Here is a 26,969-nt window from a genome sequence, read left to right as displayed (position 1 = left end):
TTATCATTTAATGGTTTTGTTTTAATCAATTTTAATTTTAAGAAAAAGGAAAGAGAGGGACTTAAAAAATGAAGAAACAGACTGAAGTTCCAAACAGTTCCAGGCTGAGATGGCTGAATCTTATCATCATACTTGGTCTGATTGCTATCGCCGCCTTCGGCTGTAGCAGCAGTGATGACAGTTCCCCTGTTGTCAAACAGGGCAGGTTTCTGGACACTGCCGTGGAAGGGATAGAATATGAAACCCCTACCCAGTCCGGCGTAACCGATCCCGAAGGTACCTTTGATTATGTTGAAGGCGAAACCGTTACATTTTCTGTCGGAGATGTTGAATTAGGCCAGGCAGAGGGTGACGAAGATGTAACTCCTGTTGATCTGGTTGAAGGGGCCGAAGATGTAACTGATCCCACGGTTACCAACATAACCAGATTTTTACTGAGTTTGGATGACAACGGTAATCCCGATGACGGTATTTTAATTTCAAAGGATGTAATCAAAGCCGCTGCCGAGATGTCCGTTGATTTCAGCTTAAGCGTAACGGAATTTGAAAACGATCCGTCTGTCAATTTGCTTCTCGAAAGCGTAGAGGCAGAGGCTTTGGTACCTGTTGAGGTTGCACAGGAACACCTTAGCGAAACCCTGGAAGACATAGACGATGACGGAGATGGATTCACAGAAAACGATGGCGACTGCAATGACGCAGATCCTAACATTCATCCGGGAGCCGAGGAAATCTGCGGTGACGGCATTGACCAGGACTGTAGCGGCAGTGACTGCGCCGGAGAACTGGATACGGATGATGACGGAGACGGTGTCACGGAAAACGATGGCGACTGTGATGACACAAATCCCGATATCTATCCGGGAGCCGAGGATATCTGCGGCGACGGCATTGACCAGGATTGCAGCGAAGGTGACGCAGTATGTCCGTCTGCCCCGGAAGATGTGGATGACGACGGAGACGGCGTGACCGAGAACCAGGGCGACTGCAATGATGCGGATGCTACGGTTTATCCGGGAGCCGAGGATATCTGCGGCGACGGCATTGACCAGGATTGCAGCGAAGGTGACGCAGTATGTCCGTCTGCCCCGGAAGATGTGGATGACGACGGAGACGGCGTGACCGAGAACCAGGGCGACTGCAATGATGCGGATGCTACGGTTTATCCGGGAGCCGAGGATGTCTGCGGCGACGGCATTGACCAGGATTGCAGCGAAGGTGACGCAGTATGTCCGTCTGCCCCGGAAGATGTGGATGACGACGGAGACGGCGTGACTGAGAACCAAGGCGACTGCAATGATGCGGATGCTACGGTTTATCCGGGAGCCGAGGAAGTCTGCGGCGACGGCATTGACCAGGATTGCAGCGAAGGAGACGCTGTATGTCCGCCTGCCCCGGAAGATGTGGATGACGACGGAGACGGCGTGACCGAGAACCAGGGTGACTGCAATGATGCGGATGCAACGGTTTATCCGGGAGCCGAGGAAGTCTGCGGCGACAACATTGACCAGGATTGCAGCGGCGCTGATCTCTCCTGCGATGATGTGGACAACGACGGAGACGGTTTCACCGAGAATCAGGGCGACTGTGATGACACAAACCCCGCTCTCAGTCCGGGAGCAACCGAAATTTGCGGCGACGACATTGACCAGGATTGCAGCGGCGCTGATCTCTCCTGCGATGATGTGGACAACGACGGAGACGGTTTCACCGAGAATCAGGGCGACTGTGATGACACGAACCCCGCCCTCAGTCCGGGAGCAACCGAAATTTGCGGCGATGACATTGACCAGGATTGCAGCGGCGCTGATCTCATTTGTCCGCAGGACGTGGATGACGATGAAGACGGTTTCACAGAAAATCAGGGCGATTGTGATGACGCAGACGCTTTGATCAATCCGGAAGCCGAAGAAATTTGCGGTGACGGCATTGACCAGAATTGCGACGGAACCGATCTGATTTGTGTTGCTGAGGAGGATAATTCCGTAACCCTGTCCAATGGGTTTAAAATCACTTTTGCAGAAGTGGTTTACAACGATGACAGCACCTCCACATGGCGTTACACAGTTGAGGAACTGCCCGAAGCTCAGGACCTTAGCAACTGGGTATTGGAACTGCCGGCTTGTGTCACAGTGACCAGTGCCACACCTGAAGGTTATGAACTTGTTGACCCTGATCCCAACGCCAATCTGAGCGGTATCAAATGGGAAACCAATGATGACTTCCAGACCGGTGAGTTTACGATTACGCTTGACGGACTTTGGAAAGAGGAGACTGTGAAAGTCGCTGCCAAAGGTCCGGATGTTATTTTGGGCGAAATCGCAGGTCCCGGATGTGAAGAAGTTGTTCTTGACAGCGATGGCGACGGTGTCACAATCACCGACGGGGATTGCGATGACACAGATCCCGCGGCTTATCCCGGAGCGGAAGAAATCTGTGGCGATGGCATTGATCAGGATTGTGACGGCAATGATCCGCTTTGCCCCGAAGATATAGACGATGATCTCGACGGATTCACGGAGAATGAGGGGGATTGCAATGATGCGGACCTCAATATTTATCCCGAGGCAGCCGAGATTTGCGGTGATGATATTGACCAGGATTGTAACGGAACCGACCTTATCTGTCCTGAAGATACGGATGACGACGAAGATGGTCTCACCGAGAATCAGGGCGACTGCGACGACACCGATCCTGCAATTTATCCCGGAGCGGAAGAAATCTGCGGCGATGGCATTGACCAGAATTGTGACGGCGATGATCCGCTTTGTCCGGAAGATATAGATGACGACCTGGACGGTTTTACAGAAAACCAGGGCGATTGCAACGATCTGGATGCAACAATTTATCCCGGAGCGGAAGAAGTCTGCGGCGATGACATTGACCAGGATTGCGACGGAGCTGATGTTGTCTGTCCCGAAGATATAGACGACGACGAAGACGGATTCACTGAAAATCAGGGCGACTGCAATGACGAGGACGCAACGATTTATCCGGAAGCCGAAGAAATCTGCGGAGATGGTATTGACCAGGATTGCGACGGAGCCGATGTTGTCTGTCCCGAAGATATAGACGACGACGAGGACGGGTTCACTGAGAATCAGGGCGACTGCAACGACGAGGACGCAACGATTTATCCGGAAGCCGAAGAAGTCTGCGGCGATGACATTGACCAGGATTGCGACGGGAATGACCTCTCCTGTGATGACGTAGATAACGATGGAGACGGCTTTACCGAGAATCAAGGTGACTGCGACGATACAAATCCCGAATTTAATCCTGATGCGGAAGATATTTGCGGAGACGGATTTGACCAGGATTGTAATGGAAAAGACCGCACATGTCCTGAAGATAAGGACAAAGATGAGGACGGGCTTACACCCAATGAAGGCGATTGTGACGACACCGATCCGACAATTTACTCAGGTGCGGAGGAAATTTGCGGAGATGGTATTGATCAGGATTGTAACGGAAGCGATCTTGTCTGTCCCGAAGATATAGACGATGACGGAGACGGCGTAACAGAGACTGATGGCGATTGTGATGACGCTGATGCCGCGAGATATCCGGGTGCGGAAGAAATCTGCGGAGATGGTATTGACCAGGATTGTGACGGCAGTGATCTTGCCTGTCCGCCGGAAGATGTGGATGACGATGGCGACGGCTTTACAGAGAATGAGAATGACTGTGATGACACAAATCCCAACATCTATCCCGAGGCAGCCGAAATTTGCGGCGATGGCATTGATCAGGATTGCAACGGAAGCGATACGGTCTGTACCGGAGATGAGAATACAGACGATGACGGGGATGGTCTCTCAGAGAGTGAAGGCGATTGTGACGATGCAAATGCTGACATCTATCCGGGAGCCGAGGACATCTGTGAGGACGGCATTGACCAGGATTGTGACGGCAGCGATCTTGCCTGTCCCGAAAACACAGATGATGATGGCGACGGCGTGACAGAGAACGAAGGCGATTGTAATGACGCTGATGACACTGTTTATCCGGGAGCCGAGGAAATTTGTGAAGACGGAATAGACCAGGATTGTGACGGTAGCGATCTCGAATGTCCCGAAGAACTGCAAGAGGGTGTGTTTGCCTATAATCTCGTTATTGGTCTGGAATACAGAACAACAACCCAGGCTGGCATAACAGATTCGCACGGCAGATTCCGCTATATGCACGGCGAAAGAGTTAAATTCTTTGTCGGCGGTATTGTTCTGGGCGAGGCTGAGGGCGATTCAGTGGTGACACCGGTTGATCTGGTTCCGGGAGCAGCGGATGAAACCGATCCGGAAGTTACCAATATATGCAGATTCCTGTCAACGGTGGATGATGATGATAACCCGGACAACGGTATTTCCATCACAGAACCGGTGAGAAGCGCCGCTGTCAGCATGTCTCTTAATTTCAGTCTGACAATCAAGGCCTTTGGAAATGATGCGTCTGTTCAGAGTGTTGTATCCGGTCTGACAGGCTTCAGAGCAGCAGGACCGAGACCTTTGGTTCTTGCCGTAAGAGCGCAGTTTAATCTTAGCCTTACTTTGAGTAACATCGAGAGCTATTCGGACCTTGACGGAGATGGTTACGCCGCGAGTGCGGGAGATTGCGACGATGCTGATCCTGATGTCTATCCGGGCGCTGATGAAATCTGCGGAGACGGAATTGACCAGGATTGTGACGGCAGTGACGACATTTGCATTGAAGATCCGGATGCGGATGGTGACGGAGACGGCTTCACGACCAACGACGGTGATTGCAACGATACAGACCCGACGATTTATCCGGGAGCAGTTGAAATCTGCGGAGATGGTATTGATCAGGATTGTGACGGCAGTGACCTTATCTGTCTGATAGCTCCGGTGGCAGGTGAGTGGAAGGGATATACCAATCAGGATCGTAATGTAAGATTTACGGCTGGTGCCGGGTTTGTAACCGCGATTGAAGCAAAGCTGGATTATGATGGCGGATATGCCGGAGAATGTATAGGAGCAAATAAGCTCGTTACCGGAAGCATTGAGACGGTTATTGTCGGAAGCAGTTTTTCATTCTCGTATGCCGGCGAACAATCCGAGCTTGAATTCCTTGGCACGTTTACCAGTCCCACCACATGTAGCGGCACATGGTTCTATCAGAATAATGATTGTGACGGGGCAGGACAGGGAACTTGGGAAGCAACATTTGACGGAGGGGAACTGGCTCCTGAGGATGTGGATGACGACGGTGACGGCTTCTCTGAAAATCAGGGCGATTGTAATGACACAAACCCGGAGATTTATGAAGGAGCCGAGGAAGTCTGCGGAGACGGTATTGATCAGGATTGTGACGGAAGTGATATGATCTGTCTTGACGATGCTGATGACACCGACGACACTGATGATACCGACGACACTGATGATACCGACGACACTGATGAGGCTGAGGCGAATACCGGGGCATTGTCATTCTCTCTGAGTCTCTCAAAATCTTCGAGTGACTACGAAGCCATATACCTGACGGTTAAAGAGGTAAAGGTTCAGGAAGGTGGTAACGGCAGGTGGATCGTCGTTTCCTCTCCGAATGAAACCTATAATATCCTCGAACTTGCTGAGGCTGAGGCTGAGTGGCTGACCTTGGAAGGTTTGGAAGAAGGCCAGTATAAAGAAGTGAGGCTGATACTCGGAGATCTGAATTACTTTGTTGATGCTGAAGGTGTTGAGTATGATTTGGAAATCCCAAGCGGGGCTCAGACAGGTATCAAGATAAAACACAGAATCACTGTCACCGGAGAAATGACAACCAGCCTGTTCTTGGAGTTTGACGCTTCAAAGTGCATCAGAGAGCTTGGTCATAGTGGAAAATGGAGATTTGAAGCAAATTTCAAAGTTTTCCTTGATGCTGATGACGACAGCGACAGCAAGGACGATGACAGCGACAGCAAGGACGATGACAGCGACAGCAAGGATGACGACAGCGACAGCAAGGACGATGACAGCGACAGCAAGGATGACGACAGCGACAGCAAGGACAACGACAGCAAGGACAACGACAGCAAGGACGATGACAGTGACAGTTCTGATGATGCCGATGATGACAGCGACAGCACTGATGATGCCGATGTAGGCGATGAGATCAGTGATGACGACACCGGCGCTGATGATGGCACTGGCACGGTTGATGTTGATGTTGAAGTTGATGTCGAGATAGAGGTCGAGATAGACGATACTACTGACATGGCTGATGATGAAGCTGCCACTGACGAAGCCACTGACGAAGTGACTGACGAAGTGACTGACGAAGTTGCGACTGACGAAGCAACTGATGAAGCTGCCACTGATGAGGCTGCGACCGACGAAGCTACTGACGAAGCTGCCACTGACGAAGCCACTGACGAAGTGACTGACGAAGCAACTGATGAAGCTGCGACTGACGAAGCAACTGATGAAGCTGCCACTGATGAGGCTGCCACTGACGAAGCCACTGACGAAGCTGCCACTGATGAGGCTGCCACTGACGAAGCCACTGACGAAGCTGCCACTGATGAGGCTGCGACTGACGAAGCCACTGACGAAGCTGCCACTGATGAGGCTGCCACTGACGAAGCCACTGACGAAGCTGCCACTGATGAGGCTGCCACTGATGAAGCCACTGACGAAGCCACTGACGAAGTGACTGACGAAGCTGCGACTGACGAAGCAACTGATGAAGCTGCCACTGATGAGGCTGCGACTGACGAAGCTGCCACTGATGAGGCTGCCACTGACGAAGCTGCGACCGATGAAGCTACCACTGACGAAGCTGCCACTGATGAGGCTGCCACTGACGAAGCGACTGACGAAGCTGCCACTGACGAGGCTGCCACCGACGAAGCGACTGACGAAACTGCCACTGACGAGGCTGCGACCGACGAAGCGACTGACGAAACTGCCACTGATGAGGCTGCGACCGACGAAGCGACTGACGAAGCTGCCACTGACGAGGCTGCCACCGACGAAGCGACTGACGAAGCTGCCACTGACGAGGCTGCCACCGACGAAGCGACTGACGAAGCTGCCACTGACGAGGCTGCGACCGATGAAGCGACTGACGAAACTGCCACTGATGAGGCTGCCACTGACGAGGCTGCGACCGACGAGGCCAATAGCAATTCATAGCGGTTTGAAAATAACTTAACTGCCTATGCCTGAGGTGATGCGAATCATCTCAGGCATAGGTATTTTTTTCTATCAAAAACCTTATATTTCCCCCTTTTTACCTTAATTGAAACCATCTGAATATTCTCAGCAAATTCTTACCTTTTTTACCGTGAAAATACATTTTGAAAACCCGGGTTTTTCATGAGCGTTTATTTCAGTCTTTCTAAAAAAAATAAACATGTAAGATCATCAGTGCTGTTTTCTTATTCAAAAACTATAATTCATCAACCTAAAAAGGATAAAATATGAAAGAGGAAGAAAGTAAGGCAACGATTCAGATTGAGGTGAATACAGAACGAATCATCCGGAGTTTGGTAATTTTTTGTATTGCTTTCGAGATTTTCCTCGTGTTACTTGACGGATTCATAAATTACGGAGAATATATAGACATTCGTGCGATTCAACGTTTTTGTAATATTGCACGAGAAGACTCATTGGCTTCATGGTTCGGAACCACTCAGACACTCATGGTCGGTCTGACACTTTGGCTTATTGTCTGGATTGTCAGACATACATCAGCATCAAAAAAAACAACGCTCGGATGGAGCGTAATTGCAAGTTTTTTCACTTACATGGCAGTTGATGACGGAGCAGAGATACACGAGCGTATGGGAACGGCTTTCGAGACCATGGCCAAAGCAGCGCGTTCTGCTGGCGATTCATCTTCCTGGATGGCGAAACTTCTTGATATTTTTCCGAGTTACCCCTGGCAAGTATTGTTTCTTCCGCTTTTCGGGCTTATGGGGCTGTTCATAGTTATTTTTCTTTGGCGTGAACTCAATTGGAAAAGACCAAGAGTTCTGATCATTCTCGCTCTCACCTGCTTTGTCATAGCAGTGGGATTTGATTTTATTGAAGGATTGGATAAAAAACACACATGGAATATCCATACGTTGATCCGGCATGAGTATGGCCTTAAAAAATATACAGTACGTCATTTTTCAAAATCTGCGGAAGAATTTATCGAGATGATGGGAACAACCCTTTTTTGGCTTGCTTTCCTTAGCTATCTCGAGGTATTAACGCGTAGAGGAGTACATTTTTTTCCAAAGCATCGTCTTCAACCGTCTGATAAAAAAAAGAACACCCATCCGTAACTCTCCGAATATCTGAACAATGACATGCGGAAAAACAGCTTACGCCCTGATTCCGTCTCATATTTACAGATATGCAGAGATGACGAATTGTTGAAGGAATGCAAAGCGTTGCTTTACTTTTCAAGAAAATGCTTATCGTTCCGGAGTGCCAAACTGTAAGTTTGGCACTCCGGACGGTTTTTTTACATGTCAGACAGCGTTCTGAGTTTCTTCTTCTGTCAACTCCGTAATATTCGAAACATTGAGTTCGAGCATTTTGAGACTGGCCCGGATTCTTACCATATTCCGGTACAACGCCGGAAAGTCCTGGCCCAACCGTTTCAATTCATCGGCTGTTGAGATCATAAGCTGAATCTGTTCGTCTATTTCTTTTATATTCATAATAAATTTCCTCCCACGTTATTTTTTTCTCAAATCCTTGAATCGCCTTCTAGCCCTGAGTTCATAACGGGGCAGCTTTCCCATAGTCATAGAAATCGATCCGGTATCCGAGATTGGTCCTGAGCCGAAGCTGATCTTTGAGTACCGCCTCAATGGGCCTCATCTTTTTTGCGAATAGCGGAGAAATCCGGCTTTTCCCGTCACGGGCGGCAGATCCTTCCGGTAAAAAAACCGGGCTTCTTCCCCGGTAATATATCGAAAACTTATGATTAGGTACTTATAAGGCCGGATTTCCTCCCTGACAAATATTGAAAATATATGGTCAGGTACTTACCCGGGCATATGTTTTTCAAAATCATATTCGGAATGATCAGGGGACAGCGCTGATAAAATACTGAAAAACTTCTGGCCGGGTACTTAATATCGGCAGATGTGGTGGGAGAAAGCAAAGTCTCAAAGCAGCGATGAACAATGCTCTGCTTTTATCCACCCTGCATCCGCATCATTTACGGTTTCATCTATGACGAAAGTTGTAATAATTTTATCCTTGTCAAGAAGAAAAAAATTAGTGTAAAATAAAAAGGCATCCTTCATATTTGCCCAAAAGTACTTTACACTTTTGGTGATTTGAAAAAAAGTCCATTTTTTTTCAATCTACAAATTTTGTAGCTAAATAAAAGTAATATTTACAAATAGATATTGTAAAATCTACAAATTTTGTAGTTTTTTACACACTTCAAACATGATTAGCTAAAATTAACTACAAAATTTGTAGTTTTTTTTGTAATAGGTTGTTTATATTATAAAAATAATCAAAATTATCATGAATTAAAAAAAACATAAAAAATTCATTTTAGCTGAAAGTGTAAACTACTAAATGAAGGATGCCAATAAAAATAATAAATCAGTAGTTATTTTGTTTATCCAGATTATTCATAATTTCTCGAATTCCGGTTTAAAATCAGAATGACAGGACGGCGCATCCCCTGATCTGCCGACGATTTATGAATAAGTCCGGGAACAAATGTTTAATCGGATCAGAAAGATTGTATGATAAAAGTCTCTTGACTGTTCGCTCCAACTGTCCTAATTAAACAAAGTGGTTACAGATATCATAAAATTATTTTTTTAAAATGGAAAGGAATTTATATTATATGCCTTTTTCAATTGCACTGGCAGGAAAAGGAGGCACTGGGAAAACAACCATTGCGGGTATGCTCATTAAATATATGATAATGAAAGAAAAAAAGCCTATCCTTGCAGTGGATGCGGATTCCAATGCAAACCTGAATGAAGTTCTGGGCGTTAAAATTATTGATACAATCGGTAATGCCCGCGAAGATATGAAAAAAGGAAAAGTCCCCAGCGGTATGACCAAAGATATTTTTATCTCCATGAGACTGGAAGAAGCGCTTACTGAGACAGATAATTTTGACCTTATTGTCATGGGACAGCCCGAAGGACAAGGATGCTATTGTGCTGCAAACAGTCTTCTTACCGGATTTTTGGAAAAACTGACAGCGAATTATCCTTATATTGTTATGGATAATGAAGCCGGAATGGAGCATATCAGCCGTCTGACAACCCGAAATGTGGATGTTCTGCTTATTGTTTCAGACACCTCCCGGCGGGGACTCCAGGCAGCCACACGAATCCACAAGCTTTCACAGGAGCTTAATATCGGAGCAAATAAGAGCCATCTTATTATCAATCAGGCCAAAAACGGGCCGTCAGATATGGTTCTGGATATTCTTGATGAGGCAGGTTTGAATCTTGCAGGAACGGTGCCTGAGGATGATACCTTGTATGAATATGATTTAAACGGACGCCCGACCATAGAAATGCCGGAGGATAATGACGCTGTTAAGGCAGCTTTTGGAATTTTTGATAAGATAATCAACTAATTGAGAATTGAGAATTGAGAATTGAGAATTTTTAACATTTCAGTTCTCATTTTTCATTATATTTGGGGTGTTAGGTGTTAGAGTGTTAAGTGTTAGGTATTAGGTTTTAAATGTCAGGTCGGAGGAGTAAATCAAATCCTTCCTTAATTAATAATAAAAACAAATCGTAATTAACACCTGACACCTAACACCTAACACCTAACACCCTAATTATTCATTCTCATTTCTCAATCCCCGGGAGAAGATATGAAAAAAACAGGTTTTTTGCATGATGACAGATATTTGCTTCATGAAACCAGCGATTATCACCCGGAACGGCCTGAAAGGCTCAGGGCGATTCATAAAGGCATAGAGGACGGGGGATTTATTCCTATGCTTACCCGGATTAAGGCCAGCCGGTCAAGGCAAAGGTGGATTGAAACAGTTCATAATATAAGATATATCCAACGGTTTGAAGAGACCTGTCTTTACGGAATGAAGGAATTTGATTACCCGGATAATCAGATGTGTGCGGCAACTTATGATATCGCAATGCTCGCTGTGGGAGGCATTCTTGATACTGCAAAGCTTGTTATGGAAGGCAAAATAGATAACGCATTTTGCTCCGTGAGACCTCCGGGGCACCATGCTGAAACTGACAAAGCCATGGGGTTTTGTTATTTTAACAACGTGGCGATTACAGCCAAATACCTGCAAAGCGAATGGGAAATAAAACGGGTCGGGATTATAGATTTTGATGTGCATCATGGGAACGGCACCCAGCATATCTTTGAACATGATCCCACGGTATTCTATTATTCCATTCATGAACACCCTTCATTTGCTTTCCCCGGTACCGGCCGTGATTTTGAAACTGGTACGGGTTCTGGGGAAGGTTTCACTCTGAATTCTCCGGTATTACCTGGACAGGGAGACCCGGAATATAAGTCACTTATGGAAAGAGAGCTGTTTCCGGCTTTTGACACATTTCAGCCGGAAGTTATTCTTGTATCCGTCGGATTTGACGCGCATGTTGATGATGATATGTCCGGTATTATGCTTTCAACAGAGGGGTATTCATGGATAATGGAAAGGATTGTGGAAATGGCGGACAAATATGCCGACGGAAGGCTGATTTCCATACTTGAAGGAGGTTACTGTCTTGAGCGTCTTCCTGAGCTGGCAAAAAATCATGTGAAGATTTTATTGGGCAAATAAGCATCTTTCATGGAAGTTGAAAAAGTTGCTCACACATTTTTAAACCTGTGAAACAATATGTAAATTGGGATATGCAGAACAATTTACAAAATTGTTCTGCAATAAAATGTGAACGGGTAAGTAATATTAAAAAATCTTTGGTGTTCCGCTAACAGCAGAGATTATTTAGCACATACAAACTGAGGAGCGTAAGTACCCGGACATATATTTTCGGATAGAATTATCAGCGGAATCTGCTGAACCGGCTAAAACGAGATTCAGATAAAAATGCCGGAAAACTTTTGTCCAAATACTTAACTGAAACCTGAAATCTGAAACTCGGAACAGTCACATATACATACATAAAAATCCGCCCACCCTGCGGATATCAAGTTTCCAGTTTCAAGTTTCAAGTTTCAAGTTTCCACTTACAGAGGAGAATAAAATGTTTGTTGATAAATCAATGAGTAAGAATGTGATTGTTATTGACAAAGAAGCCGGTGTCCTTGAAGCAAAGGATAAAATGGCGGAACATCAAATCCGTCATTTGCCGGTGACAGACAAAGAGAACAAACTGATTGGTGTTGTCACGGATCGTGACGTGCGAAGCGCCATGCCTTCGATCTTTGTTGATACTTGTGATATTGATGAGGAAAAGAAAAGAATCGAGAACCTTAAAGTAAAAGATATCATGACAACGGATATCGTCACTGTTTCTCCGTTACATACCCTTCAGGACGCTATTTTGCTGATACAGAAAACGCAAGTCGGGGCGTTTCCTGTTGTGGATGATGAGGGAAAACTGAAAGGCATGATTTCCGTGCGTGATCTTTTGCGGGCATTTATCAATGTCCTGGGAATCAGAGAACCCGGAATGCTTTTGTGTGTTCTCGTGGAAAACAAAAAAGGACAAATGAAAAAAATTGTTGACGCGATCACTGAGGAAAACGTATCCTTCGGAAGCATCCTTGTCGCCAAATACTGGGATGAGGGAAAGCGGGCTGTCTTTCCATACCTTCTGACAAATCATGTGGCACATATCAGGAAAAAATTACAGAATATGGGGTTTGAATTACTTAATCCCATGGAATGGTATTTGGACCAGTTACCTAAGACACAATGATTGAATCCGAAAATCCTTACAAAGACCTCTATATATATTATATCGAAGGCCGCGTGAAATCCCGCGAAATATTCGGAACCAGCTTCATCGGCAACTGGGAAGAGGATGGGTTTTCCTTTCTCTTTTTCTCCGAGCCTTCCCATGATGAGGTGAAAAGCCTTCTGAATGATCAGCCGGAACTGAGTCTTCTTGATCAGTTCCATATGACTTATGACGAATGGCAGGGAGGAGAGGTCAGACCTTTTACGGTTGGTAATTTTCTTATTACGCCGCCGTGGTTCAACTCCCAAATCCCAAATCCCAAATCCCAAATCATACTGGATCCGGGTGTTGTCTTTGGCACAGGAACTCATCCCACGACTTATGACTGTCTTGATATGCTCGAGCGGGTGTGCGCTGAAGAAAGGATTGAGTCGGCCATTGATCTTGGAACAGGCACGGGGCTGCTTGCACTTGCCGCAGCCCGTCTGGGATGCGGACGTACCCTGGCGGTTGATTTTAATTTTCTGGCAGTGAAGACGGCAAAAAGAAATGTGGAATTAAACCGGCTGGAACACAGAATTTTAGCTGTTCAGGGACGGGCTGAGGATTTTATGGACTGGTCCGCGGATCTGATGATCGCGAATATCCACTATGACATCATGAGACAGTTGATAAATTCCAAAGGTTTTCTTCATAAAAAATGGTTTATCCTGTCCGGACTGTTGCGCAGCGAGGCAAGAGATATTGCCTGTAAATTATCACAGCTTCCTGTCAAAATCCTCAAAAAACAGGAGCGTGACGGTGTTTGGCATACTTTTTTTGGTCGGTCATTGTCCATGGCTGATGACCCATTACCAATCACCAATCACCAATCACAAAGGTAAAAAAATGTATATCAAGTGCTGGGGATCAAGAGGGTCTGTCCCTGTTTCCGGGAAAGAATATGTCAAATATGGCGGAGATACGACCTGTCTGGAGATCAGGACAAAAAGCGATGATATCATTATCGTGGATGCGGGAACAGGTATCCGAAAGCTTGGTAATCAGCTTGTCAGAGAAGGCCGTTATGTGTTTCATCTCATTTTCACGCACGCGCATTGGGATCATGTGATGGGATTTCCGTTTTTCAAACCCATTTACAGCAAGGACTGTGAAATACGGATGCATCGCTGTCCGTTTTCTGAGTATCTGAAAAAATTACTTTCCAAAGTCATGGAATATCCCACTTTTCCGGTAAAATATTCTGACATAGGGGCAAAAGTTTTTTATGAGGAAGCCTGTTCTGACCAGTTTGAAATTGGTTCCGTAACCATCACACCGATAAAACTCAGTCATCCGAACACCGGTACTGGCTTCAAATTTGTGGAAGATGGCAAATCGTTTGTTTTTCTCACGGATAATGAGCTGGGTTTTGTTCATCCCGGAGGACTGCCTTTTGAAGCGTATGCGGAATTCTGTTCCGGTGCGGACCTCCTCTTTCATGATGGTGAATATCAGCCGGAAGAATACGAAATGTTTATGACCTGGGGACATTCCGCATACACTCATGCACTTGATCTTGCATTTGAAGCCGGGGTTAAAAAATTGGGGCTGTTCCATTTAAACCAGGAGAGAGCAGACTGGCAAGTTGATGAAATCGTCGAAAACTGCAAACATCGCATCGCAGAAAAAAAGAGCAGTCTTGAATGTTGCGCGGTGAGAGCGGGGGCGGTGTTTATGTTGTAGGAGGGTTAGGTGTTAGGTGTTAGGTGTCAGGGTGTTAGGTGTTAGGTGTTAGGGTGTTAGGGTGTTAGGGTGTTAGGGTGTTAGGTGTTAAGTGTCGGATAGTCGAACCGTTTGATTTTGTTGTTTTTTAATACTTATCATCTGAGACGTGACCTCCTGACTCCATAACACCTGATACCTGACCAAATAAATTATGGGTAGTCCTGCACAAGTAGTGATGAATGAGATTCAGTGTCCTGATAACCGGGGGACTGAACGGGATTCATCACTACCTTTGCAGGACTACCAAATTATGTAGGGTTCCGGATTCTGTAATCTCCTTTTACAAAAGGATTTTCGAAAATTTTCACCTGTCATAATTTATAGACTTCCAGGAAATAAAATTGGGGTTTCCCGTAGTTTGGGCTGAGGTACGAAACCCGACAAAATCGGAATATCGGGTTTCACTTCGTTCAACCCGGCCTACCCCAAAATAATTATCTTAAAGCCTATATCTGGTCGGATACTAAGACGATTTCCGGATAAGACATATTTTTCAGTTCGTAGTTTAGTTCGTAGTTCCGCCTTTAGGCGGTGTGAGACCGCCTAAAGGCGGAACTACGAACTAAAAAACGCCCTGGTATGTCCATTCTTGAAAATCGCCTAACACCCGACACCTAACACCTAACACTTAACACCTAACACCTAACACCTAACACCCTAACACCCTAACACCTAACACCCTAACACCTATTCCGAGAGGAGAATATTATGAATGAGTTAATTAAAAAAGCTGCGAAAGATATAGCTGGCGCAAGGAGTGTTGTCGCCCTGACCGGGGCCGGGATTTCTGTTGATAGCGGAATTCCGCCTTTCCGCGGAAAAGGGGGCGTATGGGAAAAAATTGATCCTGACTACGCGGATATTGACAGGTTTATGAGAGACCCTGCTGATGTCTGGAACGTTCTCATCAAAGATATGAAGGAACTTATTGACAGAGCAACGCCGAATGACGGTCATAAAGGACTGGCAACACTTGAAGAATTGGGAAAATTGCACACGGTCATCACCCAGAATGTTGACGGTCTTCATCAGATGGCGGGAAATAAGGATGTGATCGAGTTCCATGGCAGTTTTGCGTGGCAACGGTGCATGGCCTGTGAGAAAAAATGCAAAACAAGCGATATTGATCTTTCGGAAATTCCTCCCCGGTGCGAATGCGGCGGCATTTACAGACCGGAGGTTATCTTTTTTGGTGAAATGATTCCGCATGATGCGCTGTTCCGTTCCAGGGAAATTGCTTCTCAGTGCGATGTCATGCTGGTGGTGGGAACATCGGCAATTGTACATCCCGCGGCCATTATGCCTGTTGTTGCAAAGCAGAGCGGCGCAAAGATTATAGAGATTAATCCTGAAAGGACACCGCTGACAGGCAACACCAGCGATTATCTCATCATGGGAAAAGCAGGACAGGTCATGAACGGAATAATAGATGAATTGAAACGCCTTAATGGCTGATAACAAAAGAAATCGTGTTGTTGAACTATTCGGTTTCATGTTTTATGTAATTTAAAAATTATGAATGAAAAGAATAAAAGTTTTGTCCGAACAGTGTCTCTCACGCGTCCGAGCTTACAGGATAACACAGCAGATGCGGATCGGCTTGTCAGTGTCTTAAAAAGCGAGCTTCAGACCGATACCGTAAAGATAGATTTTCCGCTTTTAAAACGTCTGCCGGACCTTCTTAGAAAGTGGGAGTATCATGTCCGATGCGTGCTTGTTCCGTGTCCGAACGGAGGAGAATGGCTTCTGACAGGAATTACAGATGCGCAGGATACGAAGCCTGTTACCGGACTGGCAGTTGATCTGGGAACCACACGGGTTGTTTTACGCCTTTTGGACCTTTCAACAGGTCAGGCTCTGGCTGAGTCGTCTTTTGATAATCCTCAGATATCCGTAGGCCCGGATATATTGGCACGAATCCATTATGCGGATACCGAAGAAGGGCTGGAGAAGATCAGCCATCTGATCACAGATGGCATAAATCATGAGATGGCAGCGCTGTGCAAATCCTGCGAACTCGGACCGGAGAATGTTTTCTTACTTTCCGTGGCAGGTAACACAGCAATGACGCATCTTTTTATGGGGCTGAATCCCCGATGGATTATCCGTGAGCCTTATATTCCTGTTGTAAACACTCCCGGAATGGTAAAGGCCGGGGAACTGGGCATTCAGGCCAATCCGCTCGCCAGAGTCATTATATTTCCCAATGTGGGGAGTTATTTTGGCGGAGACCTTATTGCAGGAATTCTCTTTTCTGGTATGAACACAGCGGAAGATACCGCTATTTTGGTGGATGTGGGAACCAATGCGGAGGTGGTTCTCGGCAATAAACACTGGCTGATTGCCTGTGCCGGGGCAGCAGGTCCGGCCCTGGAGGGCGGTGTCACGCGGATGGGCATGATGGCGGGTCCCGGGGTGATTGATAAAATCACCATTCATCGTGATACGCATGAGTTTGACATTCATACCATTGAAGAAATGCCGCCAAAAGGCATATGCGGTTCCGGTCTGATTGATCTTGCGGCCCATCTTTTTCTCTCCGGTATGATTGATATCCGGGGCAAATTTGTCTCGTCGGTATGCGGCACCAGGCTCAATGAGAATAATGGCATCCGCCAACTTGTGGTCACACCTGCGAAAGATTCCGCGACCGGAAATGATCTCTTCATCAGCCAAATTGACATTGACAGCCTGATACGCTCCAAAGCCGCCATGTTCACAATTCTTGAGACAATTACAATGTCTGTGGGAATGTCGCTTAACGAGCTTTCAACATTTTATGTGGCCGGCACTTTCGGATGTTTTATTGATCCCAAATCCGCCATATCCATCGGAATGATTCCTGATTTGCCTGTTGAGTCTTATCAACCCTTAGGAAACAGCTCCCTCGGCGGTGCGACGCTTGCGCTTACGTCGGCGGAAGCCCTGAGGGAAATTGATGAAATAAGGAATCGTATTACTTATCTTGAACTCAATGTGAACCAGGAGTTTATGAACCGGTTCAGCGCTGCCAAATTCCTTCCGCATACGAATACCTCACTTTTTCCTTCAGTAGAGGTATGATCATAAAAAAAAGGAGTTCAGGCAGACAGACAGAAAAGGATTGGGCAGTGTTCCGAAAATGAACATACCCGTTCGTAGTTCCGCCTTTAGGCGGTTTTGCACCGCCTAAAGGCGGAACTACGAACTGAAAAAGCTGGTATGCTCTTTTCCGGAAATCGCCTTATTTTTCATAAGCCTTTATATATTTCGATACAAACACCTTAAAAAATCGGTGGTGTTCTAAAACTGGATTTGCTCCGATATTTGCCAAATGGATTCAAAGAGTTAAAATTTTTAGCTCCAGTTTTGGAACACTACCTAAAAAATCTCTTTCTGAGAAAACACAGCCTGACCATATCACAGATGTTCTGCCTTTTGTCGGACGGGCTTTGCAACCCCGCTCCGGCATAAGGCTTCAGACAAAAATCATCCGGTTTTCAAGGGATAAAAAAATGTTTTGATCTGCCGACCCTGAAAGCTACCGGGGTGCCGGACAAATACGCTCATAACTTCAAACCATTTCTGGAAGACCTGCTTAACATTCTTGAATAACAACAAAAAGGGGAGCAAAGAAAATGACAGAATTAAAAAAAATCAGCGAATACAAATGGGAAGTTCCCCAGACCGGAAATATGAGGGTTCCGGGGATTGTTTATGCCAACAAATCCATGATAAAAGCACTTGAAAAAGAAGGGGCCTTAAAGCAAGTGGCTAATGTCGCGACCCTTCCGGGGATTGTCAGGGCATCTCTCGCCATGCCCGACATTCATCAGGGATACGGGTTTTCCATTGGCGGTGTCGCGGCCTTTGACTGGGAAACAGGTGTCATATCTCCCGGAGGCGTCGGGTACGACATCAATTGCGGCGTGCGTCTCGCCACCACCCATCTTGAAGAAAAAGACATAAAGACAAAAGTCGCGGACCTTGTAAACGCTCTTTATAAGAATATCCCCTGCGGTATCGGTTCCAAAGGCTCTGTAAAACTTTCCGTGAAAGAGGAAAAAAAGGTTTTGGAACAGGGAAGCAAATGGGCTGTAAAAGAGGGGTTTGGCGAAAACTCAGATGTGGACCATACGGAAGATTATGGCTGTATGCCAAATGCGGACCCGGATATTGTCAGTGAAAGAGCGCTGGAAAGAGGGCGGAAACAGCTTGGCACACTGGGCTCCGGAAATCATTTCCTTGAAATCGGGGTGGTGGAGGAGATTTATGATCCGGAAGTGGCAAGAGCGTTCAGGCTTTTTGAGGGACAGGTCACGCTGATGCTTCATTCGGGTTCCAGGGGATTCGGATACCAGGTTTGCGATGATTTTCTCGCGTTTATGGTAAAACATGCCAGGAAACTCGATTTTGAACTGCCGGATCGTCAGCTTTCCTGCGCCATGATACAGTCAGAAGAGGGAAAGCGTTATTTCAATGCCATGGCCTGCGCGGCCAACTATGCCTGGGCCAACCGGCAGATTATGATGCACAAATCCCGTGAAGTTTTTATGCGCACTTTGGAAATCAGTCCGAGAGACCTCGGCATGACCCTACTTTATGATGTGTGTCATAACATTGCCAAAAAAGAAACGCATATCACAGAAGGAAAAAAACAGGTGGTCTGTGTTCATCGAAAAGGGGCTACCCGGGCGTTTCCGGCAGGACATGAAACCGTATGTGACGCGTACCGGACTGTGGGGCAGCCGATTATCATTCCGGGAGACATGGGAACTGCGTCTTATGTTCTTGTGGGAACAGAAAAGGCTATGGAGGAAACATTTGGTTCGACCTGTCACGGGGCAGGGCGAGTCCTCAGCCGGAAAGCTGCAAAAAAAGCAAGCAAAGGCAGAGCCATCTATCGTGAACTGGAAGATAAGGGCATTCTCGTGCGATGGAGGGGCAGAAACACAATGGCAGAAGAGATGCCGGACGCGTACAAAGATATTTCCCAAGTCATTGATGTGGTGCATGGCGCGGGGATTTCCAAGAAAGTGGCAAAACTCAGACCCATCGGAGTCGTGAAAGGATGAAACTTGAAACTTGAAACTTGAAACTTGAAACTTGAAACTCGAAACTCGAAACTCGAAACTTGAAACTTGGAATACTTGAACAAGTTTCCGGTTTCCGGTTTCAAAAAAGGAGGAAAACAAATGGAAGAAAAAACAAAGGACCTCATACGAATCATATTGTCATTGATTCTTCCGCCTGTGGGCGTTTTTTTTCAGGTGGGTTTCGGAGTGCATTTCTGGCTGAATATCCTGCTGACGCTTCTGGGATATTTTCCAGGGCTGATTCATGCGATATGGGTGATCATCAAGTTTGATGACAAGAAATAATAGCCTGAGATTTTTTTGTATTTTATGTCATTTACAGACAACTGATTGAAAACCGGTCGCAGAATGCTCGCCTGGGATTAATAAATCCCAGGCATTTGCGGAGCAGTAAAAGGGGAATAAATGAGATTTAATTATGAACTAATAAACCGGAGGCGTAAAGAATTGGGGTGGAACAACAAGGTAACTGCTCAACGATGCGGATTAACGCCAGATACGCTAACTCGCTATAAGAAGGGCGAGAGAGTGCCTAACGGCGAGAAACTCGCAAAGCTCGCCATGGGTCTCAAGATATACGACATCAGGAAGTGGTTTTCGGAAGAAAATCTGAGTGGCGAAGACCTGTGAAGTTCTGAAAACCTCGCAGGTCTGATGCTCACCGAAAGATTTTGAAAAGCAGCATATTGCGAACCCCAAATACTGTTTCCACCCCATTGACGTTTGCCTTTGGTTTATGGAATGAACAACAGATTGTATAAAGTCAGAGGGCAGCATGAGTCAACGGGGAACATTCCCAAAAACTAGGTCGCGTGTTGCATATCACAGAATTCAATATGTCACTTGTTCCTAGGCTCTGCCTGGGAACACATATCCCAAGGCTCTGCCTTGCGTGGTATCCTACATGAATTCCAGGCCGTACGATGGTACACGAGGCAGAGCCTCTGAGAATGCGTTCCCAGGCAGAGCCTGGGAACGAGAATTTTTATGCTTTTTTTGAATGCACCCGAGCCAGGTTTGTCTTTATCAGCCGCTCGCAACATGAAATCCAACATCAGGAAAAACTTATATGGAACCTCTTCAGGCAATTGTATTAGGCATTATCCAGGGGCTTACCGAGTTTCTGCCCATCAGCAGCTCCGGTCATCTAGTACTTTCCCAGCATCTTTTCGGGCTGAAAGAGCCTGAACTTTTTTTCGACATCAGCGTTCATGCGGGAACACTGATTGCCGTAATCATTTACTTTTGGAAAGAAATACAGGCAATCATTGTTTCTCTGATACGTTTTGTGGGTCTGCTGTTAAAAAGAAAAGTATTCCTCGATTATATATGGGAAGATGCTGATGTAAAACTGGCCCTTCTTATCATTATCGGGTCGGTTCCCACTGCTTTTATCGGGCTTTTATTTCGTGAAGTGGCGGATCAGCTATTTTCTTCTGTTTTTATTGTGGGTGCTGCCCTCATTGTAACTGGTCTGCTTTTGTGGGGCACACGCGGCATGCAAAAAGAAGGCGAAAGCGTTGCCAGTTTTTCAGTAAAAGATGCTTTGATTATCGGTGCCATTCAGGGACTGGCCATCATACCCGGAATTTCAAGGTCCGGTTCAACCATTGCAGCAGGCCTTTTCCTGAGACTGAACCGGGAAACAGCAGCAAGATATTCCTTTCTTCTTTCAATACCCGCCATTATCGGGGCAGAAATACTGAGTTTAAAAGATGTGACCGCCCAGCAGCTTGACATGATGACGCTTCTTGGCACAGTCATGGCCGGTGCTGTGGGGTACTGTGCGCTGACATTGCTTGTGTATATTGTAAAAAAAGGCCAGTTACATATTTTTTCGCCTTATTGCTGGGTGATTGGGATTGTGGCTTTAATTTGGGGATGGTAAAAATGGGTGTTAGGTGCTGGGTATTGTAGGTGTTAGGTGTTAAGTGTTAAGTACTAAATGTTTCTGCTCGAAACTTACGACTTTGTTCTTTTCTAACACCTAACACCTAACACTTAACACCTAACACCTGACACCTAACACCTAACACCTAACACCTGACACCTGACACCTAACACTTAACACCTAACACCTAACACCAACAAAAAAGGAGAGTTTCATTTATGAATCCGGGAATTTTCAGAGAATACGATATCAGAGGAATTGCAGGAGAAGAAATGACAGAGGATGATGTGCTGCTTCTTGGAAAGGGAATTGGCACATTTTTAAAACAAAAAGGCTGTACCAAACTTACTGTTGGCAGAGATTGCAGAGTGACATCCGATGCGTACACTGAAAAAATCATTGAAGGATTGCTTTCAACCGGATGCGATGTGACGGATATTGGCGTCTGCCCCACACCGGTGCTTTACTTTTCGATAAAGCATCTTGAGCAGGAAGGCGGGGTTATGGTTACTGCAAGTCATAATCCTAAAGAATACAACGGGTTCAAAATCTGCAAGGGATTGGAATCAGTACACGGCGGAGAGATTCAGCAAATCCTCGGCATTATTAATGAAAAAGCTTTTGTCCAGGGACAGGGCACACGATCCGCCGATGATGTGATTCCGTCATATAAAGCTTTTGTTGAGGAAAATATAAATATTTCCAAACCGCTCAGAGTCGGAGTAGATGCCGGAAACGGCACAGCCGGATTCATTGCTGTACCAATATTAAAGGCCCTGGGATGCGAAGTGCATGACATCTTCTGTGACATGGACGGCACATTCCCGAACCACGAAGCAGACCCTACTGTGGCGAAAAACATGCAGGAACTTATCGCATTGGTAAAAGAGAAAAACTTGGATGTGGGCATTGGCTACGACGGTGACGGCGACCGCATCGGCGTGGTGGATGAAAAAGGAAATATTATTTTTGGTGATAAGCTCATTATTATCTTTGCCAGAGAAATCCTTTCAAGAAAACCTGGAGCGACCTTTATCTCCGAGGTCAAATGCTCCAAAACAATGTATGATGACATCGAAAAACATGGCGGCAAGGCCATCATGTGGCGGACAGGCCATTCTCTGATTAAGCAGAAGATGAAAGAGGAGAAAGCTGAACTCGCAGGTGAGATGAGCGGCCATATGTTCTTTGCGGATCGCTATCTTGGTTATGATGATGCCACTTACGCTTCCTGTCGGCTTCTTGAAATTTTGGCGAATACGGGAAAGACCATATCCGAGCTTTTATCTGATGTTCCCCATACCTATACGACCCCTGAAATACGGGTGGAATGCCCGGATGATAAAAAATTTGCTGTGGTTGAAAAAGTGACCGAGTATTTCCGGGAACGCTACAACGTGATTGATATTGACGGTGTCCGCGTGCTGTTTGATGACGGATGGGGCCTTGTACGGGCATCCAATACCCAGCCGGTCCTGGTACTCCGCTTTGAGGCCATGACTGAAGAAAGACTTTCGGAAATAAGAAATCTTGTGGAATCTGTGCTGGCAGAGATTCGAGAGAATTGAGAATTGAGAATTGAGAATTGAAATTCAGACCTCCGAAGTTTCTGAAACTTCGGAGGTCTTTAACTATTTTAGAAAGTTATGAAATTTTTAAAATAACTCTCTGATGTCTTAAAAAAACTCCAAATAAGGAGGTAACTTATGAACATGAAAAAATATGTTGTATAACAGCCCTGGTGGCGGTGTTCGTCATTTTCACCAATACCTCCTTTGTTTCAGCCAGCAGTCAGCAGTCAGCAGTCAGCAGTCGTTCGCCTGATAAACGGATTCCAACGGAAGAATGGGCGGTTCGTCTGAATGCCGGGGAAGATCCGGAAGCAATGGCAAAGGCTATGGGAGCTGAAAATATGGGGCAGATCGGCCATCTGCCCCATACTTATCTCCTCCGGTTTCCTGATTCCCAAAGTAAAGCCAAATCTGTTTCAACCCAAAGCAGGCTCAGAAAAGAAAATCGTATTCAATGGTATGAGCAGCAGGTGGCAAGATGGCGGTTTCCAAGACTGGAAACAGGAAATCCTGATGATCCGCTTTTTTCTGATCAGTGGCATCTGGCAAATACAGGACAAAGCGGTGGAAAAACAGGTGAGGATGTGAATGTGATGCCTGTCTGGGACCGGGGATTTACCGGGGAAGGTGTGACCATCGCGATTGTGGATGATGGTTTGGAGCATGATCACCCTGATCTTATTGCCAATTACCAGGAAGAACTCAGCTATGACTTTAATTACGAAGATCATGACCCTGATCCGTGGAAATATGACGGCCATGGCACTTCCGCAGCAGGGGTGGCCGCGGCCCGGGATAATCAGTCCTGCGGGGTCGGCGCTGCTTATCGTTCGGGTCTGGCTGGCTTGCGCCTGATTGCCAAAGAAAATACAGACGCGGAAGAAGCCAAGTCTCTTTCTTATCAGCGGGACGACATCCATATTTACAGCAACAGCTGGGGACCCGAAGATGACGGGACCCGCTTGGAAGGTCCGGGTCCCCTTACTCTGGAAGCTTTGGAGGATAATGCCAAAAACGGACGAAACGGACTGGGAAATATCTATGTATGGGCAGCAGGAAACGGCCTGAGATTTGGTGATAATGTCAACTACGACGGATATGCCAACTCCCGATTTACTATCGCTGTGGGAGCAGTGGGACCTAACGGATGCCAGGCGAATTATAGTGAGCCAGGCGCGGCTATGCTCATCACTGCCCCGAGCGATACCTATCTGAATGGGAAAAATATCGCCATTACCACCACTGATCTTTCAGGTGGTAACGGGGAAAGTCCCGGCGATTGCACAGACGATTTTGGCGGCACTTCTGCATCTTCGCCACTGGCGGCAGGTATCGTGGCGTTGATGCTGGAAGCCAATCCGAATCTCACATGGCGGGATGTCCAGCATCTCCTGATGAAAACAGCCGTTAAAAATGATCCCGGGGATGAAGACTGGTCCCTTAACGGGGCAGGCTTACATATTAACCATAAATATGGGTTTGGCCGGATTGACGCGGCAGCAGCCGTTGAGTTGGCTTTGACTTGGCAAACAGTTCCGGAGGCATTATCCCTGTCTTACGGGCCTGAGAACGTGAATCAGTCTGTGCCGAATGAAGACGATGAGGGGGTCAGTTCCGTTATCACTGTTGATCAGAACATCAAACTGGAACACGCAGAAGTCGTCTTCACCGCCACTCATCCCTGCCGAGGGGATATCCAAGTGGTGCTGACGTCTCCGTCAGGCACACAAAGTGTTCTGGCAAAAACCCATTCCCGTGACAAAAACGCGGACTATGATGCCTGGAAATTTATGACGGTGCGAAATTGGAACGAATTCTCGGTTGGCGAATGGACATTGACAGTCTCCGATCCAACTGACGGAGATTCCGGAACCTTTGATTCCTGGGAACTGATTCTGTATGGAACTCACAGCCCTCTGGCCTGGCCTGACGAAGCTTTCACAAATAAAAATATGCCTGTGACCGTTGATGTTTTAAGCAATGACAAAGATCCGGACAGTGATACGCTGACAGTGGACTATTTCTCGAAACCGGGGTATGGGGCTGTTAGCGAGAATGCGGACAACACAATCACATATACCCCGAAAAAGGATTTCATCGGTGTGGATTCCTTCCTCTGCACCATCAGTGATGGCAGGGACGGAAAGGATACCAACACTGTAACCGTAACTGTGGCGTCGGATTTTGCATTGGCATTTGAAGGAGGAAATGAGTACGCTGACTGCGGAAAAAAAGAAGAACTGAACCTCACTGGCCCTCTGACCATGGAAGCATGGATCTACCCGGAAGGCTGGGGAGAAATGACAGATAATGGTTATGGCAGAGTGGCGGACAAGGAGAACATTGTCTTTTACCTCAATAATTCAGGCCCCTATTATAATAATCAGAGCCTGATCTTTGCGATGAATCTTAGTAATGATTCTTTCGCTGCCTCATGCACGCCTGAAAATTCAATCCGTCTCAATGTATGGCAGCATGTGGCCGCAACTTATGACGGTGTCAGCACAGTGAAAATGTATATTGACGGTGAAGAACAGGTGCTTCATCAGTCTGATGGTCCGCCTTCCGGACCTGTTGCTGATAACCTGGATTTTCCCCTTTTAATTGGTGAATCCATGAGTCAGGATCGGGCTTTTGAAGGGTCTGTTGACGAAGTCCGCATCTGGAATAAGGTACGCTCACAAGCGGAAATCTGTTCAGCTTTATATACTGGCCTGAAAGGAGACGAGGAAGGTCTGGTGGGGTATTGGCCTATGAATAAATACGACAATGTGATTACAGATCGCTCCGGAAACGGGCATGAGGGGAAAATTTTCGGTGCAAAATGGGTTCCGGGGATCCCGTTTGAAGTGTTAAAGGATAATGACGTTAATTTGGAAGACGTAACAGATGATGTTAATTTGGAAGATGTAACAGATGATGTTAATTTAGGAGACGCCATATCAGTCTTGAAAGTGCTATCGGGAATAAATGTCAAAGATGATACGAAATCTCTTAAAGATATCAATAAGGATGGAAGAATCAGCATAGAGGATGTTATTTATATGCTGCAAAAAATAGGGAAATGAAATGAATTAAGAATTGGGAATTAAGGATTGAGAATCAGCAAATCAAAAAGGTTCGTACTTCAGCGTTCAGATGCTTTGTCTTATGTGCAGAACTATCTGTTCAGCAAAGAAACCCGGCTTTTTTCCAGGACGGGCGTTCTCCCGGGCCGGAAAAAGCCGGGTTTCTCCCCCGTCCGTGCAGCAAAGAAACCCGGCTTTTTTTCCAGGACAGGGCGCTCTCCCGGGCCGGAAAAAGCCGGGTTTCTCCCCATATGCATCAGGCTAAGAATGAGGGACGGCTGCCGGACGCTGCCGGACGGGGTTTGCAACCCCGTCCGAAACGTTTGCGGGCGACGATCCGGAAAATATTCCGGACGGGGTTGCAAACCCCGTCCGGCAAAACAAATCAAAAAGGTTCGTACTTCAGCGTTCAGATGCTTTGTCTTATGTGCAGAACTATCTGTTCAGCAAAGAAACCCGGCTTTTTCTCCAGGACGGGCGTTCTCCCGGACCGAAAAAAGCCGGGTTTCTCCCCCGTCCGTGCAGCAAAGAAACCCGGCTTTTTTTCCAGGACAGGGCGCTCTCCCGGGCCGGAAAAAGCCGGGTTTCTCCCCATATGCATCAGGCTAAGAATGAGGGACGGCTGCCGGACGGGGTTTGCAACCCCGTCCGAAACGTTTGCGGGCGGCGATCCGGAAAATATTCCGGACGGGGTTGCAAACCCCGTCCGGCAAAATCAGAGTTAATAAAAACAGTAGGTTGTAATCTTAGCCTGAT

General features: G+C 46.5%; 16 protein-coding genes. 15 read left to right on the top strand and 1 reads right to left on the bottom strand.

The genetic code is table 11. The features are described 5' to 3' along the window. The first annotated feature begins 68 nt into the window (after nucleotides 1-68). Nucleotides 69-7,136: a MopE-related protein gene (locus dnm_RS31285; protein ID WP_207683243.1), complete on the top strand. Its 7,068-nt coding sequence runs from the start codon at nucleotides 69-71 to the stop codon at nucleotides 7,134-7,136. A gap of 287 nt (nucleotides 7,137-7,423) precedes the next feature. Continuing rightward, nucleotides 7,424-8,275, top strand: a complete 852-nt coding sequence (locus dnm_RS13930) for a DUF8692 domain-containing protein (RefSeq protein ID WP_207683242.1) — start codon at nucleotides 7,424-7,426, stop codon at nucleotides 8,273-8,275. 189 nt (nucleotides 8,276-8,464) lie between these two features. Here dnm_RS13930 and dnm_RS13925 read toward each other — a convergent pair whose 3' ends face one another. Beyond that, a complete protein-coding gene (locus dnm_RS13925; RefSeq protein ID WP_207683241.1) occupies nucleotides 8,465-8,656 on the bottom strand; it encodes a hypothetical protein in 192 nt (63 codons plus the stop codon). Nucleotides 8,657-9,810: 1,154 nt separating this feature from the next. Here dnm_RS13925 and dnm_RS13920 point away from each other — a divergent pair. From dnm_RS13920 to dnm_RS13860, 13 genes are all read left to right on the top strand, one after another. Beyond that, on the top strand, nucleotides 9,811-10,560 hold the full coding sequence (locus dnm_RS13920) for an ATP-binding protein (protein WP_207683239.1): 750 nt from the start codon (nucleotides 9,811-9,813) through the stop codon (nucleotides 10,558-10,560). A 246-nt stretch (nucleotides 10,561-10,806) separates the two neighbouring features. Next, entirely contained in the window at nucleotides 10,807-11,757 is a 951-nt protein-coding gene (locus tag dnm_RS13915; RefSeq protein WP_207683238.1) for a histone deacetylase family protein, read from the top strand. Between the two features lie 424 nt (nucleotides 11,758-12,181). Continuing rightward, the gene (locus tag dnm_RS13910; protein ID WP_207683237.1) at nucleotides 12,182-12,859 is read left to right on the top strand and encodes a CBS and ACT domain-containing protein; all 678 of its coding nucleotides are present in this window, start codon (nucleotides 12,182-12,184) and stop codon (nucleotides 12,857-12,859) included. Continuing rightward, nucleotides 12,856-13,725, top strand: a complete 870-nt coding sequence (locus dnm_RS13905) for a 50S ribosomal protein L11 methyltransferase (RefSeq protein ID WP_207683236.1) — start codon at nucleotides 12,856-12,858, stop codon at nucleotides 13,723-13,725. The genes dnm_RS13910 and dnm_RS13905 overlap by 4 nt, the downstream gene beginning before the upstream one ends. Nucleotides 13,726-13,729: 4 nt before the next feature. Continuing rightward, nucleotides 13,730-14,566 (top strand): MBL fold metallo-hydrolase, encoded by an 837-nt coding sequence (locus dnm_RS13900; protein WP_207683235.1) that lies wholly within the window; start codon nucleotides 13,730-13,732, stop codon nucleotides 14,564-14,566. A 750-nt stretch (nucleotides 14,567-15,316) separates the two neighbouring features. Continuing rightward, nucleotides 15,317-16,063 carry an SIR2 family NAD-dependent protein deacylase gene (locus dnm_RS13895; protein WP_207683234.1) on the top strand — a complete coding sequence of 249 codons (747 nt, stop codon included), beginning with the start codon at nucleotides 15,317-15,319 and terminating at the stop codon, nucleotides 16,061-16,063. Between the two features lie 60 nt (nucleotides 16,064-16,123). Then, nucleotides 16,124-17,671: an ASKHA domain-containing protein gene (locus dnm_RS13890; RefSeq protein ID WP_207683232.1), complete on the top strand. Its 1,548-nt coding sequence runs from the start codon at nucleotides 16,124-16,126 to the stop codon at nucleotides 17,669-17,671. A 554-nt stretch (nucleotides 17,672-18,225) separates the two neighbouring features. Next, nucleotides 18,226-19,662 (top strand): RtcB family protein, encoded by a 1,437-nt coding sequence (locus dnm_RS13885; protein ID WP_207683231.1) that lies wholly within the window; start codon nucleotides 18,226-18,228, stop codon nucleotides 19,660-19,662. Between the two features lie 120 nt (nucleotides 19,663-19,782). Next, nucleotides 19,783-19,968 carry a YqaE/Pmp3 family membrane protein gene (locus dnm_RS13880; RefSeq protein ID WP_207683230.1) on the top strand — a complete coding sequence of 62 codons (186 nt, stop codon included), beginning with the start codon at nucleotides 19,783-19,785 and terminating at the stop codon, nucleotides 19,966-19,968. 120 nt (nucleotides 19,969-20,088) lie between these two features. Then, nucleotides 20,089-20,313 (top strand): helix-turn-helix domain-containing protein, encoded by a 225-nt coding sequence (locus tag dnm_RS13875; RefSeq protein ID WP_207683229.1) that lies wholly within the window; start codon nucleotides 20,089-20,091, stop codon nucleotides 20,311-20,313. Nucleotides 20,314-20,752: 439 nt separating this feature from the next. Beyond that, nucleotides 20,753-21,571, top strand: coding sequence for an undecaprenyl-diphosphate phosphatase (locus dnm_RS13870; RefSeq protein ID WP_207683228.1), 819 nt, complete (start codon nucleotides 20,753-20,755; stop codon nucleotides 21,569-21,571). Nucleotides 21,572-21,792: 221 nt separating this feature from the next. After that, a complete protein-coding gene (locus dnm_RS13865; RefSeq protein WP_207683227.1) occupies nucleotides 21,793-23,142 on the top strand; it encodes a phosphomannomutase/phosphoglucomutase in 1,350 nt (449 codons plus the stop codon). Between the two features lie 173 nt (nucleotides 23,143-23,315). Further along, nucleotides 23,316-26,213 carry a S8 family serine peptidase gene (locus tag dnm_RS13860; protein ID WP_207683226.1) on the top strand — a complete coding sequence of 966 codons (2,898 nt, stop codon included), beginning with the start codon at nucleotides 23,316-23,318 and terminating at the stop codon, nucleotides 26,211-26,213. Nucleotides 26,214-26,969 lie beyond the last annotated feature (756 nt).

It is taken from the genome of Desulfonema magnum (genome assembly GCF_017377395.1).
Lineage (GTDB): Bacteria > Desulfobacterota > Desulfobacteria > Desulfobacterales > 4be13 > Desulfonema_C > Desulfonema_C magnum.
The sequence above is the reverse complement of the archived record's forward strand: the minus strand, read 5'-3'. Positions and strand labels throughout refer to the sequence as shown.